Origin of the sequence: Chryseobacterium gleum, from assembly GCF_900636535.1 — a bacterium.
GTDB classification, from domain to species: domain Bacteria; phylum Bacteroidota; class Bacteroidia; order Flavobacteriales; family Weeksellaceae; genus Chryseobacterium; species Chryseobacterium gleum.
Window position 1 is genome coordinate 4,617,951 of sequence record NZ_LR134289.1, and the last position, 13,325, is coordinate 4,631,275.

A 13,325-nucleotide genomic window follows, 5' to 3' on the forward strand; every position below is an offset into this window, starting at 1 on the left:
CCCAGACTTATTTGATTTGAAGAACCACTTGCTTTAAGCGGTTTGATCCTTAGATAAAGAAATCCATATAAAATTAAAAAAGTCCTGTGAAATTTCACAGGACTTTTTTAATTATTTTCTAGGTTTTTCTACTCCTTTCCATTCATCACCGGCTTTTCTGTACTGGCTTAAAGTGAAAGTTTTGAAATCCTTTGTTTTGTATTCGATGTTATCTGTATTCTGCTCAAACGGCATGATATAATAGTATTCAATATCTGTTTTATCAGATTTGTTCCCTTTTTTTACAGTAGGAACATACTTTGAAAATTTATAATTGGGAAGATATTGTCTTAATCTGGTATAAAAAGCTTTGTCCTCTTTTTCATTAGGAATGATGTCTACAATATTCAGATCGTCCTTTTTCTTGTCAATCCAAAGATAATATGTTTTTTCCTCTCCGATGTTTCTGTTATAAGAATTGAAAGCAAATAATTCCTTAGGCACGAGTTCCTTGATTTTTTCCGGATCAACCTTAGTATAATACTGGCCTTTTGAAGGATCTACATACGTCTCAAGGTTGTACATTAAAACAGAATTGTTTTCAAATTTTTTATTTTTAAAATATTGATTTAAAGATAATTCTGCTGTTGCTCTAAGCTCTTTTCCTCTGGCATCCAGTTTTTTTGTCGGATTCTGAGGGTTGACATATTTTACAAATTCGTATAAAACAACAGGTTTTATATCTTTAAGATGAGGATACGTTTTCAGCTGCTCTGCCTTTACAAGCCAATAATATTGTTGATAGTAGTCATCTTTATCCTGGTCTTTCACACTCTTGTAAGCCAAAGCAAGCTTCTTTGAATTCAGATATTTGCCATATTTTCCTTGTCCAAAAGCGAAACTTATGGCTAATAAGGCAAATAAAACAGTAAGGTTTCTTCTCATTTTTTTATAATTGATATTTTCGTTTTCCAAATATAATTATTTATTAGATATTATTTTGGATTGTGAGTTAAATTATGCCATATTGTTATTGTTAATTCAAGAAAAAATCCTGTATTGCTACAGGATTGATAAATTATAACAGAGAGAGTTATAGGTTTGAATAAAAAAAATATATATTTTAATTAGTGAATTAATATTATTGGCAAGGTTAAATAAACGCTATGGTCGCAAGGTTTATATTTTAATCCCATATATTTTGTTCGCAAGGGCACTTCATTCAGCGAGGATATCGGTTTGTCTGTTGCTAAGTGAAACGCCTTTGCGATCGCTCTTAAACACTAATGGAAATATCTTAGCGTACTCTGCGTTAAAATATCCCGAAACAAATAACATAATCTAATACGACGTTTCATGTACCTTCACCGCTCTTCCGCTTGGATCATTCATTTTTTTGAAGGCTTCATCCCATTCCAAAGCAATAGGAGTGGAGCATGCCACAGATGGAACGGATGGAACAGTTGCTGCAGCAGTTTCACTTGGGAAATGTTCTTCAAAAATAGTTCTGTATCTGTACTCTTCTTTGTTCTGAGGGGTATTCAATGGAAATCTGAATCTTGCATTCGCCATCATTTCATCTGTTACTTCTTTTTCAGCAACCTCTTTTAAAGTATCGATCCATGAATATCCCACACCATCAGAGAACTGTTCTTTCTGTCTCCAGACGATAGAATCAGGAAGAATATCTTCGAAAGCTTTTCTCAATACCCACTTTTCAATTTTTCCTTCTGCCGTGCTGATCATTTTATCTTTTGGATTAATCGTCATGGCAATATCCATGAATTCTTTATCAAGGAAAGGGACTCTTCCTTCAATTCCCCAGCTCATTAATGCTTTGTTAGCCCTCAGGCAATCGTAAAGGTGAAGTTTACCAAGCTTTCTTACTGTCTCGTCATGGAATTCTCTTGCATCAGGTGCTTTGTGGAAATATAAATAGCCACCGAAAAGTTCATCGGAACCTTCTCCTGAAAGAACCATTTTAATTCCCATAGACTTGATCACTCTTGCCAGAAGATACATCGGGGTGGATGCTCTGATGGTTGTTACATCATAGGTTTCAAGGTGGTAAATGACGTCACGTACAGCATCCAGTCCTTCCTGTACGGTAAAGTTAACTTCATGGTGAACAGATCCGATGTGTTCTGCTGCTTTCTGAGCCGCTGCCAGATCGGGAGAACCTACAAGTCCTACGGCAAAACTGTGAAGTCTTGGGTACCAGGCTTCCTGGGTATCACCACTTTCAATTCTCTGGCGTGCAAACTTTGCTGTAATGGCTGAAATGACAGATGAATCCAAACCTCCGGAAAGAAGAACTCCGTAAGGGACATCACTCATCAGTTGTCTGTGTACAGCATCTTCAAGGCCTTTTCTCAATTTTGCAATATCCGTTTCGTTTTCTTTTACATGATCAAAACTTTCCCAGTCCCTTTTATACCATTGCTGAAGTTCAGCGCCGTCTTTGCTGTACACAAAATGCCCAGGTAAGAACGTTTCTATTTTTTTACAAACTCCTTCAAGAGCTTTCAGTTCAGAAGCGACATAATAGTTTCCGTTTTTGTCCCAGCCCTGATAAAGCGGACAGATTCCCATATGGTCACGGGCAATCAGGTAAACGTCATTTTCAGTGTCATATAAAGCAAAAGCAAAAATTCCGTTCAGTTTTTCAACGAAATTTTTTCCGTATTTTTTGTAAAGAGCCAGGATTACTTCACAGTCAGACTGGGTCTGAAATTCATAATCAGGAAACTCTTCTTTTAATTCTCTATGGTTGTAGATTTCACCGTTTACAGCTAATACTACTTTTCCGTCTTTGGTAAATAAAGGTTGTTTTCCGGATGTAGGATCTACAATGGCAAGCCTTTCATGAGAGAAAACTACTTTTTCGTCCTGAAAAACTCCACTCCAATCCGGTCCTCTGTGACGGATTTTTTTTGACATTTCCAAAACCTGGGGTCTTAATACATCAGTTTTCTGTTTGGCGTCAAATAAACATACAATTCCACACATAATTTTTATTATTTATGGGACAAAAGTAGAAGTGATGTTTATAAATAACAATAAAAAAAGTTTAAATGTGTAAAATTTTATCAAATTAATATTTTTAAGTTAAAAACATTAACTATTTTTTGAAATTAGCAGGTGTTTGATTAATTTTTTTCGTTGAGGTAAATTAATGTCACCCTTATACGAAATAAAAATGACATATTTATTAATCTATGGTAATTAATTATATGAATTTTACTCCTTACTTTGTGGCTCGAAATAATTTTTTTTCATCATTTGTGTTTTTACCTTCTTGCAATTCTCATGCAAGAAGGTTTTGTTTTTATTGGATCCCCAATAATGTTCCTGAAACATTCCATGAGCTGAAGCTTGTTCCTTCAGTTGGTCCCTGCGGAATTTTTACCTGTATCGTATGCTTACCTGCTTTCAGATCTCCAAGAGAGATGAAATTAGGATTGGTAACTGTTCCCGGACACCAGTTTGATCTGCTGAGGTCTGATGAAGAAAGTCCGTCCTGGAAATTTCCTGAAGCCGGATTATATAAACGATACGAACCGCAATCTGTTCTCCATGGAATGAATGAAAATACCGGCTTTCCATCCATAAAGACAGAATTGGTTTTTGGGACGAATTCGTCTCCGTTTTCCCAGCCTCCGTGACCGGTGGTGGTATATCTCAGCTGTGCGTTTTTCAGATCTTTATCTAAAGTGAAATTGACAAGAAGGCCCTTATCCTGATTGAACATTGTAGAATAATCCTGTCCGGCCATTTCCATAATATTTAAAGTATTGAACAGCGGAATGGCCACATTGTTCTTATGAATTGTCTGATCGCTTTTATGGATCGTAATGTCAAGACTCACTTTATGTCCGCCTTTATCATAATTGCCAATGAATGTTCCTATCCATAGCTCTTTTCCTGACAAAGCAGGCTTCAATTCTGTAATATCCTGCCGGTACGGACTTATAGTCTGCCAGTCTTTTCCCTTAAGCTGAATATGGTTGAACTTCTGAATGCCAAAGGCTGTAAAGAACCGCATCATTTCCATGGCAGGGCTATAGTTGCTGGTAGCTGTTACTCCGTAATATTGTTTTCCGTTTCCATTTTCGTAGACAGGAAGTGTTTTTACTCCTTTTTCCAGTCCATCAAAAAAAGACTTTTCTTTGTCCTGCGGAATAAAAAAAACAGTTCCTGTTCTGTCATAGGCGTCTCCGTTAGACTGCTGTTTCAGCTCTAAAAAAATATTTTCACCTTCTGTAATAGCAGGGAATTTTACTTTTTTAAGGATAATGGTTCCGTTGGCATATCTTTTTATCTGGCTGTCAGATTTTGAGGCCTCAGAGAAATTGATGAGTTCATTTTCAAAAACATTCAGTGTGGTAAATCTGCTTTTCCAAAGCTCATCTTTATATCCTAGCTGATCTGTTGTCTGAATATTTCCTTTCAGAATATTTTCAATTCCGGTGCTCTTGATTTTTTTAATTGATCCGGCTGTAACCAAAGAATTTTTATTTCTCTCCACTTCCAGAACCAATCCCAGATTTTGTCCTAGAACAGAAGGTCCGCCTTTTAGTTTAAGATCATTGGTATACCATACTTCAATGGTATTGGAATTGACTTTTGTGATTGCTTTTTTACAGTTGTATCCCAGAATTTTTTTCGTCTCATTGGTCAGTTCGAAATCCTGTTTTCCTACAGATTCAGCATCTGACGTTGAAATGATAGATCCGGGTTTTAAAAAAGCATAAGAGACAATAGTATTGGATGGTTTTTCTACCTTAGTGATCTCATAAGGATAGCTGCTTTTTTGCTCCTTGATCGTATTGTTGAGAATAAAATTTTCTTTTTCATTAACCCATACAATGGTAGAAGGCTGGTCAGTTAATATTTTTCCGTTATAAGAGCTGGTATACTGAATTTCATACGTCTGTGCAGAAAACAGACAGTATAAAAAAACAGCCAGAAAATTGAAAACAATTCTTGTATGCATACATAAATGAGTTTCCTGCAAAGTTATTCTAAACTTTCTACAGCGTCAAAAAACGGATTTAATCTATACAGTTAGTAGATAATGTATATTAAATGTTACAAAAATTGTTACATTTTTTTCAGAAAGATTTTGAAATAAAAAACTACTCTGTAAAATAGAGTAGTTTAATATATTGTTGTTAGGATCAGATTAAGAAACTCTCTCAATCAAAGCCATATAGAATCCGTCATACCCTTCGCTAGGCATTACTTTTTCATCTTTAATCATTTTGAATCCAGGATTGTTTTTGATGAATTCTTCTACCTGCAGATTATTTTCAGAAGGAAGGATAGAACACGTTGCGTAGACCATTTTTCCTCCTTTTTTAAGCATTTTAGAATAATCCTGAAGGATTTGTTGCTGCTCCTTTTTAATTCTGTCAATAAAATCCTGATCAATCTTCCACTTACTGTCCGGGTTTCTTTTTAAAACTCCAAGACCTGAACATGGAGCATCAATCAGAAGTCTGTCTGCTTTTTCATGAAGACGTTTGATCACTTTGTTGTCGGAGATCATACGGGTTTCAATATTGTGTGCTCCGGCTCTCTTTGCACGGCGCTTCAACTCCGCGAGCTTCCAGTCGAAGATATCTAATGCTATGATCTGTCCTTTGTTTTTCATTAATGCGGCCAGATGAAGTGTTTTTCCTCCTGCACCGGCACATGCATCCACCACTCTCTGTCCCTCCTTTACATCAAGGAAATACCCGATCTTCTGGGAAGAAGCATCCTGAACTTCAAATAATCCTTCTTTGAAAGCTGTGGTAAGGAAAACATTCTTCTTTTCTTCCAGCTGAACAGCATCAGGATAACCGTTAACAGGAAAAGATACAACACCTTCATCCGAAAGATCAGAAATAAGTTCTTTAGTAGTTGTTCTTAAAGAATTAGCTCTTAAAACAGTAGGAGCCTGCTCATTTAAGGCCGTCATTTCTCTTTCCCAGTTGGCACCCAGTTCTTTTTCAAGTGTTTCAGCGAGCCAATCAGGAATAGAATGTTCTATTGCTTTTGTAGGAACGGTGTTCTTTTTAAGTTTGGTAAGAATATCGGCGATTTTAATTCCGTCAAATTCTTCAAATTTTTTATAATTGGTTTTGCTCCAAAGCAAATACGCAATGATCAGTTTGTAGATATTGTTGGGTTTTACGCCTTCACCCATATAGTATTCAAGGCGTTTTTTCCAACGGATGATATTGTAGAAAATTTCAGAAACAACAGCTCTGTCCTGGCTTCCCCATTTTTTGTTTGCTTTCAAAAGTCTTTCAATAACTTTATCGGCATATTTGTTTTTCTCAAAAAATGTCTCCTGTAAGGCATCGTGAATTCCGATTGCCAAGTTTCTGTGAATAAGTTCCATAAATTTGCTTCGCTGTTTGAATCTGCAAAAATACGACTTTTAATTGAGAGTTGAAGATTTGAGTAGAGAGATTGAGAATAGGAGAGGTGAAGGGAATCCTGGATGGTGAATAGTAAATAGTGAATTCTGCTTCGCTTGTGAATTTTCGGGTTCAGGTTGCGAGGTTTGGGATTCGGGTTTCCGGTTGAGAGGTTATGAGTAATTATATATTGTACAAATCAGTTTTCTAATGGAAGGTTGCGCATCACAATTCACTTTGCAAAGCAAAAATTAACTATTGACAATCTGAGATCCAGTATTGAATGGTCATTGTATTTATTAATTTTTTATATGGTAGAAATAAATTTTAATGCTGAATTTCTAAATATCTTCCGAATATTTATATTTTTTATTTGTTTACAATAACTTTTTACTCTACGATGAATAAACCTTTATTTTTGCTTAATGAAAAATATTTGTTAACAAAATATGCACTCTTCATTATTATACTTTATTTTCTTTGTAACAGGTTTATCTAATTTGTACTAATTCACTTGTTGGTGTGAAATTAATATATGCTTATTGTCTACTATACTGGGCTTTACCTCTTGACTTCAACCTTTAAAAAGCCCTACCTTTGCAAAAAATTAAAATATGAGTGATACAGTACTTTGTCCGAAATGCAGCTCTGAGTTTACCTACCCAAGCGATAACATGATGGTATGTTCTCAGTGTTTTTATGAATGGAACCCTGAAGAAGCTGCTTCTGAAGCTGCAAATGAAGGAAAGATATTGGACTCTAACGGAAATGAACTTCAGGATGGTGATTCTGTAGTAGTAGTAAAAGACCTTCCTGTAAAAGGAGCTCCAAAGCCGGTAAAAGCAGGAACCAAAGTGAAAAATATCCGTTTAAGACCAGGGAGCGATCATAATATCGACTGTAAAATTGATGGTTTCGGAGCGATGGCTCTTAAATCAGAATTTGTAAAGAAAGCGTAAGATTGCTTTGCTTTTTATACCCTTAAAAATAAGAAAAGGAAAAAATTGGACAGTGTAATCTTTCAAGAGACTTAATTGCAGTACTGCTAATGTCCGTCCGGAAGGCAGAAAGAGAATTAACCAAAAATTTCCTTATGCTGTGGAAATACAAATGTAAGAAAAAGTTTTATAACTGCTTCTTATATTTGTATTTTTTTATGAGTAAGTGTAAGGAAATGTAGGAGTTAGATGAAGTGGTAAAATGGCAAAACTATGAAATAGCAAAATGGATTAATAGTCAGTCTGATGATCTGTTTCAGGATTTTTTCTATTCGTCTTTTTGCGATTTAGCCTTTTAGCCTAAATAAACGAAATACATATAGGTCCGGATATTTTATCATCAGTATAAACTACCAGTTCTTTACCTTTTGCTTTTAGTTTATTCCAATAATAATTTCCTGCAAATCTGCTTTCCAGAATTTCAGCTTCAACACCGGTTTCGGTAATTTTTATTTCCTTTGGATAATAAGAAAATTTTGAAAGCTGGAAATCTGCTGCCTCAGTTTCGGTAAAGATATTCACTTCCCCGAATAGTCTCGCAACATAAGAATTGTAAGGATGTCTGTAGGTTTCTTCAGGACTGTCATTCTGAATAAGTCTTCCGTTTTGCAGAATAACAATCTGATCCAGCCATGGCATAATATCCTGTAGTTCATGGGTGGAAATAATTAAAGAAACACCATGCTGCTTTACATACCTGAAAAGTCTTTCCCGGATTTCAATTTTTCTCGGGAAATCAAGATTACTGAACGGTTCGTCTAAAATCAGGAGCTTTGGAAGTACGGATAATGCTCTGGCAATAGCCACTCTCTGCTGTTGTCCGCCACTTAAATATTTAGGCAGTACGTTGGCAAATTCCTGAAGTCCTACCACTTCAAGGAGTTCCGTTACGGTTTCTTTTTTTTGTTTTAAATTGATATTTGAAATAAATTTTCCTACGTTTTCGGCAACAGTAGCGTAAGGCATAAGATCAAAATTCTGTGCCACGAATTTCATTTCAGGCTCTCCGGGAACAAGGTTTCCCTTTGGTCCTGAAAGCTTTGTTCCGTTAAAAATAATTTCTCCGATCTCCCAATCAAGAAGGCCATAGATCAGGCTGAGAAGAGTAGATTTTCCACATCCGCTTTCACCGGCAAGAGCTATAATTCTGTTTTCTTCAAACCTTAGATTAAGGTTCTGAAACAGGGGATTTTCTTTGTTGTGAGAGAAAAATAAATTGTTTATTTCTAATAGCATATTACAAATGTAAGGTTTTTATGAAAACATATTTTTTTTTATTATATTAGCGGAACTAATAAAAATAAATCAAAAATGAGAAAAAAACTGTTTTCGTTAGCTATTTCTGCATTATTTATTGCTGCTGTAATGGTTTCTTGTAAAAAAGATAAACCGCTTACCAGTGAAAGTAATGAGGTGACGACTACTAAAGAAGGTAGCCAGTTCACTTTGGATACGCTAAACAGTAAGGTTGAATGGAAGGGATATAAAGTATTTAAATCTGAAAATACGAGCCATTTCGGAACGATCAGGTTTGAAAGCGGAGATGTGACAGTGAAAGACGGAAAACTGGAAAGCGGAAAATTCGTTGCTGATATGAATTCTTTAACTTCTGTTGATCTTAAAGACAGTCCGGAAGATTTAGGAAAATTAAACGGCCACCTTAAGAGCGGAGATTTCTTTGAAGTGGAAAAATTTCCTACAGCTTCTTATGAAATTACAAAAGTAACTCCGGCTACAGAAGGTGATTATAATACGCTTTTGGATGGTAATTTAACGATTAAGGGAATTACAAAACCTGTTCAGTTTAAAGCTAATGTTTCTGTGAAGAATGGAGAAGTGAGCGTAGCTACTGAGCCGAAAGATATCAAAAGAGAAGAGTTTGGGGTGAAGTTCCAGGCTCCTGCTGAAAACGGTGTGATCAAAGATGAGGTAACTCTTCAGATCAGCGTTAAAGCTTTAGAAAAGAAATAATTTTTTTATTTAAGTGAAATAAGTGATTGAAGTCTGCCTCCCGAAAAAGAGGCAGATTTTTTTATGACGGACTTATTATTCAACTTAAAATCGTATTTTTGCAAAACATTTTGAAAGGGTAAAACAATGATAGAAAAGATAGAAGAACTACTGATCGAAGTAAACGGCTTCAATGCTACCTCTAAGGAAGAGATCGAAAACTTCCGAATCAAGTACAATGGTAAAAAAGGGGTTCTGAATGATTTTTTTGAAAAATTTAAAGAAGTTCCTAATGACCAGAAGAAAGAATTCGGGCAGAAGATCAATACTTTAAAGCAGGCGGTGGCTGTAAAACTGGAGGATTTGAAAAATGCTTCAGCATCTTCTGTTATCGTTGAAAAAGAAGATCTTACAAGACCCGCTTTTCCATTGGATCTGGGTTCCAGACATCCGATCAATCTGGTAAAAAACAGGATTATTGAAATCTTCAAATCTATCGGCTTTGCAGTAGCAGATGGTCCTGAGATTGAAGATGACTGGCATAACTTTACCGCACTTAACCTTCCGGAATATCACCCGGCAAGAGATATGCAGGATACGTTCTTCATTGAGCAGAATCCGGATATTCTTTTGAGAACGCATACTTCTTCCGTACAGACCCGTTATATGGAAGAAAACCAGCCTCCGATCAGAATTTTATCTCCGGGAAGAGTATTCAGAAATGAAGCAATTTCTTCACGTTCTCACTGTATTTTCCACCAGATTGAGGGATTGTATATTGATGAGAATGTAAGCTTTGCAGACCTGAAGCAAACCATTCAGTTCTTTACTACTGAGCTTTTCGGAAAATCTAAAATCAGAATGAGACCTTCTTTCTTCCCGTTCACAGAGCCTAGTGCTGAAATTGATGTGTATTGGGGATTAAACTCTGAAACTGATTACAGAATCACGAAGGGAACAGGATGGCTGGAAATCATGGGGTGCGGAATGGTAGATCCTGCGGTACTGAAAAATGTGAATATCGATTCTGAGAAATATTCAGGATATGCATTCGGAATGGGAATTGAAAGAATTACGATGCTTCTTTACCAGATGAGCGATATCAGAATGTTCTTTGAAAATGATATCAGAACACTTGAACAATTCAAAACACTATAAAAAATCAAACCTCCGGAGGCTCCGGAGGTTTTTTGTTTTTAATTACTGACCTAAGAAACAAAACGTAACTAAAAACTGATCTTATTGAAAAATTTACATGTGTCTGTTTCTTATGCCCATACTACGGTTGAATACGCTAAGTATTTCAATGAAGTATTGACATGCTGCAGCCCTTTGACTGCCTCTATAATTAAGACAATTTAAAATTGAAATTTATTACAGCTGTTATCATTTTAGTTTTTTAAATGGTAAATAAACAGCAGCTTTCAATAGGCTATTACTTCATCAGTTCCTGAATCATCTTTTTTCCATTTTCACTATCAGGATTCAATTCCAAGGATTTTTGATACATGATCAATGCCTTTTCTTTCTGATTATCCTTAAGAAGAGCCTCACCATAACTATCGAATGTATTATAGCTCTGTGGGAATAGTTCTGTATTTATACGAAAAGTCTCAAGGGCCTGAGGTATTTTTCCGGACCGGAGAAAATCATAACCAAGTTTATTGAATTGCTGTTCGGATAAGAAGTAGTCTGTTGTATTTTTTTTTAATTTATAAAGTTCATTTTTAGCTGGTGTGCTCCCCTTTTCTAATAAAATATGTCCATAAATCCGGGCTAAATCTTTTCCCGGAGGGGTTAGAGGTTGGCCTGCAAGAATCATTAGTGCATCTATACTAAGATCTTCTGCGCTCTGTTGGGTATTGTCCAGGATAATAGCTAATCTCTGTGTATCCACCTGATAAACAAAACTGGTCAGCAAACCTGTAAGACCGCCACCATGACCAACTATTTTACCTAAAATAGTATCCTTTTCAACCTGCCAACCCATACCTCTGGGCAGAGTTCTTCCGTTGTTAAGCTGTATTGCTTCTTGTGATGTCTTCAAAACAGATGGGTTAAGGATTTTTCCTGTTGTTAATGCGGTATTAAACCGAAATAAATCCTCCGCGGTTGTAATGATTTCCCCAAAACCTTTAAAATTAAATCTTTTCCAGTAATTCTTATTTGTTTGTATAGTATCTGAATTTTCTTTTAACGGAGTGTACATATGGCTTATATATAATTTAGCTACATTTTTCCGTTCTGCAGGCAGATGATTAAAAAAGGGTGTTGTAGGAATAAAAGTATTCTTCATTCCTGCAGGTATTAAAATATGCTGTTTCATATAATCTTCATATCGCTTACCGGTAACTTTTTCAATAAGCAAGGCTGCAAATACTGAATTTGCATTGTTGTATTCATGAGCTGAACCCGGGCTAAAAACTAAATTGATATTTTGTTTCGAATATTCTTTTAAAATGTCTTTATTACTAAATACAGTATCAGGGTGTTCTTTAATTGCTTTACCAAATACAATATCCCAGGAAGGCAATCCAGACGTATGTGAAAGAAGATGAGCAAGGGTTATATCAGGATAAGGAAATTCATGCAGATAAAATTTCACAGGTTTGTCAGGTTCAAGAAGTTTTTTATCTACTAGCTGAAGCACGGCTGTTGCTGTTAGTAATTTGGTTATAGATCCTATCGGGAAACGTGTATGTATTGTATTGGGGACCTTGTTTTCAAAATCTGCAAAACCAAAAGCTTTTTGATATAGTATTTTATTTTTTTCAGCAACAAGAATAACACCATTAAAGTCTCCTTGTTCAGCCTTAGCAGAAAAATAAGAATCTAATTTTGTGGTTTGTGATTGTAAAAATGAGAGGGGTCCTATTAAGCACATTAATATGAAAAAGACTTTGGTTAAGGCATATCTCCAGTCTGATGCTTTGGTTACATTTTTACGGGTTCGCATGTCGTTATATATGATGTTTAAATTACAGTTTTCTCAGTAAACTGCCAAACTTTTCAGATATAACTGTATGGTTGTTATTTAATTACGTAAAATATGAAATATGAAAACTTATAAAAAGGAGCTATCTTCTACATTGGATAATAAAAACAATATAGGAGATAGCCCTTTTAGTTTAAGTAAGGCGAATTCTATTATCGTTATTTACTAAACTTTAAAGGATACTTCACATTTTTATAATCATCAATGCTGGCTTTCAGTGCCCCTACGGCAAGTTCGGCTTTCAACAGCATAGGAATGTGGTTAGCATCGTTGGAAACCCACATGGTGACACCTTCTTTTTCTTTAAATACCCTTCCGCTTTTTACAGATGGGATAATTTTCAAACAATTGATAGTCCCGAATTTAGTCTTTAAATTTTCTGTTCCAATCACTTTTAGCTGGAAAGGAAACATTTCATCATCAATCCATACGTTCATATTGATAATTGTTCCTACTTTGAGTTCATCCGGGCTTTTACTTCTTAAATAATAGAAGCATGAAAGCATATCCTGTACACCTTTCACTGATTTTAAAACTTTAGACCCATTGGCCGGTGTTTTTTTATCCGTTAAAATCAAAGTGTTATTATCGTGATTGAAAGCGGTTTCAAAATGTTGCCGATAGCTTCCTTCACGTACATTTCTTACATAAAAACTTGGTAATCCTGTCTGGGTATTGATGAAGCTTTCATATAAATCCTCTACCTTAAAGAATGCTTTTACAGCGCCGGTTGTCTGCCCTGTGCCTTTCACATAGAGATGAGGAACCCCTTTGTAGTTAGTCTTTTTTGTAGTAAGATTCGCAGTTCCTGCATTCAGGAAGCCGTAGTGAATCCTAAGAGTAATAGATTCGCCGTCTGCGATGTTATCAATCTGGGCAGAGCCTAAAAAGAATATAAATACTGCAAAAAGGTTTAAAATTTTCTTCATAACAAGACATTTACAAAAACATTGCCAAATTTAAAATCTTAATTGATAGATATTTGACAAATCT

Annotated in this window: 10 protein-coding genes; 3 read left to right on the forward strand and 7 right to left on the reverse strand. The window is 35.5% G+C overall.

All coding sequences use genetic code 11. The features are described from left to right. Positions 1 to 111 precede the first annotated feature (111 nt). The 4 genes from EL165_RS21285 to EL165_RS21300 form a co-directional block, all read right to left on the reverse strand. Entirely contained in the window at positions 112 to 954 is an 843-nt protein-coding gene (locus EL165_RS21285; RefSeq protein ID WP_041462127.1) for a hypothetical protein, read from the reverse strand. 366 nt (positions 955 to 1,320) lie between these two features. Continuing rightward, positions 1,321 to 2,988, reverse strand: coding sequence for an asparagine synthase B (asnB, locus tag EL165_RS21290; protein ID WP_002984397.1), 1,668 nt, complete (start codon positions 2,986 to 2,988; stop codon positions 1,321 to 1,323). A gap of 319 nt (positions 2,989 to 3,307) precedes the next feature. Continuing rightward, the gene (locus tag EL165_RS21295) at positions 3,308 to 4,975 is read right to left on the reverse strand and encodes a GLPGLI family protein (protein WP_002984396.1); all 1,668 of its coding nucleotides are present in this window, start codon (positions 4,973 to 4,975) and stop codon (positions 3,308 to 3,310) included. A gap of 189 nt (positions 4,976 to 5,164) precedes the next feature. Then, a complete protein-coding gene (locus tag EL165_RS21300) occupies positions 5,165 to 6,370 on the reverse strand; it encodes an RsmB/NOP family class I SAM-dependent RNA methyltransferase (RefSeq protein WP_002984395.1) in 1,206 nt (401 codons plus the stop codon). Between the two features lie 633 nt (positions 6,371 to 7,003). Between EL165_RS21300 and EL165_RS21305 the strand changes: the two genes are divergently transcribed. Next, positions 7,004 to 7,348: a zinc ribbon domain-containing protein YjdM gene (locus tag EL165_RS21305; protein WP_027373877.1), complete on the forward strand. Its 345-nt coding sequence runs from the start codon at positions 7,004 to 7,006 to the stop codon at positions 7,346 to 7,348. Between the two features lie 339 nt (positions 7,349 to 7,687). Here the strand turns inward: EL165_RS21305 and EL165_RS21310 are convergent, their stop codons facing one another. Next, the gene (locus EL165_RS21310; protein WP_002984391.1) at positions 7,688 to 8,623 is read right to left on the reverse strand and encodes a sulfate/molybdate ABC transporter ATP-binding protein; all 936 of its coding nucleotides are present in this window, start codon (positions 8,621 to 8,623) and stop codon (positions 7,688 to 7,690) included. 75 nt (positions 8,624 to 8,698) lie between these two features. Here EL165_RS21310 and EL165_RS21315 point away from each other — a divergent pair, with 75 nt between their 5' ends. Both EL165_RS21315 and pheS read left to right on the forward strand, forming a co-directional pair. Then, a complete protein-coding gene (locus tag EL165_RS21315) occupies positions 8,699 to 9,358 on the forward strand; it encodes a YceI family protein (protein ID WP_041462154.1) in 660 nt (219 codons plus the stop codon). A gap of 126 nt (positions 9,359 to 9,484) precedes the next feature. Continuing rightward, on the forward strand, positions 9,485 to 10,495 hold the full coding sequence (pheS, locus tag EL165_RS21320; RefSeq protein WP_002984387.1) for a phenylalanine--tRNA ligase subunit alpha: 1,011 nt from the start codon (positions 9,485 to 9,487) through the stop codon (positions 10,493 to 10,495). A gap of 277 nt (positions 10,496 to 10,772) precedes the next feature. Here pheS and EL165_RS21325 read toward each other — a convergent pair whose 3' ends face one another. Both EL165_RS21325 and EL165_RS21330 read right to left on the reverse strand, forming a co-directional pair. Beyond that, positions 10,773 to 12,293 (reverse strand): serine hydrolase, encoded by a 1,521-nt coding sequence (locus tag EL165_RS21325; RefSeq protein ID WP_002984385.1) that lies wholly within the window; start codon positions 12,291 to 12,293, stop codon positions 10,773 to 10,775. Positions 12,294 to 12,490: 197 nt separating this feature from the next. Further along, on the reverse strand, positions 12,491 to 13,261 hold the full coding sequence (locus EL165_RS21330) for a DUF3108 domain-containing protein (RefSeq protein WP_002984383.1): 771 nt from the start codon (positions 13,259 to 13,261) through the stop codon (positions 12,491 to 12,493). Positions 13,262 to 13,325: the final 64 nt, after the last annotated feature.